Genomic DNA, 2,746 nt, shown 5'->3' on the forward strand with positions numbered 1-2,746 from the left:
GGTTGTGGAGTTGGTGCGTTCGCAGGCGGCTGCGGTTCTTGGTCATGATTCGGCTGAGGAGATCGTGGCGACGAGGGCGTTTCGTGAGTTGGGTTTCGACTCGTTGACCGCTGTGGAGTTGCGCAACCGGTTGAACAGGGCGTGCGGGTTGCGGCTTCCGTCCACTGTGGTCTTCGACCACCCGAGTGCTGCGGCGTTGGCCGACGAGATCATCGGTGAGTGGTTCGGGTCCGACCGGCCTGGCCAGGTGGTCGCTGTCGCCGCGGCCCCGTCGGAGCCGATCGCGATTGTCGGTATGGCGTGTCGCTATCCCGGTGGTGTGCGTACTCCAGAGGAGTTGTGGGAGCTGCTCGCGTCCGGCGGTGACGCGATCGGTGCGTTCCCGGCCGACCGCGGTTGGAACGCTGAGGCCCTGTTCGACTCGGATCCGGATGCCGAGGGTTCGACGTACGTGGTGGAAGGCGGCTTCCTGACCGGGGCCGCCGATTTCGACGCCGGGTTCTTCGGGATCAGCCCGCGTGAGGCGTTGGCGATGGATCCGCAGCAGCGCCTGCTCCTCGAAACGTCCTGGGAGGCGATCGAGCGCGCGGGCATCGACCCGAAGTCACTGGGCGGTTCCGCGACCGGTGTGTTCGTCGGTGCCGCTTCTTCCGGCTACTTCGGCGCGGTCGGCGGCGAAGAGGGCACTGAGGCACACGTGATCACCGGCAACGCGTTGAGCGTGTTGTCCGGGCGGATCGCATACACCTTGGGCTTGGTCGGTCCGGCGATGACTGTGGACACGGCGTGTTCATCGTCGTTGGTGGCGTTGCACCAGGCGGTGCAGGCATTGCGGTCGGGCGAATGCACGGTCGCGCTTGCCGGTGGTGTGACGGTGATGGCTGATCCGGGCGAGTTCGTCGGGTTCTCGCGTCTTCGTGCGTTGTCGGCGGATGGCCGGTGCAAGGCGTTCGCGGATGGCGCCGACGGTATGGGCATGGGCGAAGGCGTCGGCATGCTCCTGCTGGAGAGGCTTTCCGAAGCGCAGCGCAAGGGCCGCCGGATTCTCGGCGTGATCCGGGGCAGCGCGGTCAATCAGGACGGCGCCTCGAACGGCCTTTCCGCCCCGAACGGCCCGTCCCAGCAGCGCGTGATCCTTTCCGCGCTGGCTAACGCCCAGCTGTCCGCGTCCGATGTGGATGCTGTTGAGGCACACGGCACCGGGACGTCATTGGGTGACCCGATCGAGGCTGGTGCGTTGTTGGCCACGTACGGCCAGGATCGTGATCGGCCGTTGTGGTTGGGTTCGGTGAAGTCGAATATCGGTCATGCGCAGCAGGCTGCTGGTGTGGCTGGTGTGATCAAGATGGTGATGGCGCTCCAGAACGGTGTGCTGCCCAAGACGTTGCACGCCGATGAACCGTCGTCGCATGTGGACTGGACTTCGGGCAACGTGCGGCTGTTGCAGGAGTCCCGGGACTGGCTGCCTGGTGAGCGGACGCGTCGGGCTGGGGTTTCGGCGTTCGGGATCAGCGGTACGAACGTGCACCTGATCGTGGAGGAAGCGCCGACCGCAGTGACCGTGCAGGACCCGCAGGACAGCGCAGAGCCGGTGCTGACTGGTGCGAGCGTCGCGTGGCCGATATCTGGCAGCAGTGCCGAGGCTCTCGCGGGTCAGGCTGGCCGGTTGCGTGAGTACGTGCTGGCTCGGCCGGAACTTGCCGCTGGTGATATCGCGTGGTCGTTGGCGACGACACGATCCGCTTTGGAGCACCGGGCTGTCGTGCTCGGTGCCGAACGTGCGGCCGGTTTGGCGGCGGTGGCTACGGGTCAGCCTGCACCTGGTGTGGTCACGGGCTCGGTTGCTCCGAATGGTGTTGGTCGTTCGGTGTTCGTGTTCCCGGGTCAGGGCAGTCAGTGGGTCGGTATGGGCCGTGAACTGGCTGAGACATCGCCGGTGTTCGCGGCGAGGCTGGCTGAGTGTGCGGCGGCTCTTGCTCCTTATGTGGACTGGGAGTTGGACGACGTCCTCGCCGGGCGCCACGGGTTTGAGGCCGCCGACATCGTGCAGCCCGCGTTGTGGGCTGTGATGGTGTCGTTGGCGGCTGTGTGGCAGGCGGCTGGTGTTGAGCCTGATGCTGTGGTCGGGCACTCGCAGGGCGAGATCGCGGCTGCGGCTGTTGCGGGAATCCTGTCGCTGGCGGACGCGGCGAAGGTTGTGGCTCTGCGGAGCAAGACACTGACCGCGTTGGCTGGTCGCGGCGGAATGCTCTCGGTCGCTGAGCCGGTCGACGCTGTTCGCGAGCGGACCGCGTCGTACGGAAAGCGCCTGTCGATCGCGGCGGTGAACGGTCCCGCATCGACTGTCGTGTCCGGTGACGCCGACGCTCTACGCGAGTTGGTGGCGTCCTACCCGGAGTCGGTGCGCACCCGGATGATCCCGGTGGACTACGCCTCCCACAGCGCCCACGTCGACGAGCTGCGTGCGGAAATCCTCGCTGTTCTCAACGGGATCACTCCGCGTGAGGCGCGGATCCCGATGGTGTCGGCGTTGACCGGGGAGTGGCTGTCCGGGCCCGAGTTGGATCGGACCTATTGGTACGCCTCACTCCGCGAGACGGTGGAGTTCGATCGCGCGGTGCAGGCCCTGGCCGAGGCCGGGCACGGCGTGTTCGTGGAGGTTTCTCCGCACCCGGTGTTGACGGGTGCGATCGAGGGTGCGGTTGTGGTGGGGACGTTGCGGCGTGAGGACGGTGGTGCTGAGCGG

At 66.8% G+C, this 2,746-nt stretch carries 1 protein-coding gene; it reads left to right on the forward strand.

Going from position 1 to position 2,746, the window contains the following annotated elements:
- Positions 1 to 2,746, forward strand: a 2,746-nt coding sequence (locus ALI144C_RS00030) for a type I polyketide synthase (protein ID WP_143230274.1), incomplete at both ends; no start/stop codon positions are given.

It is taken from the genome of Actinosynnema sp. ALI-1.44, assembly GCF_001984155.1.
Classification (GTDB): Bacteria; Actinomycetota; Actinomycetes; order Mycobacteriales; family Pseudonocardiaceae; genus Kibdelosporangium.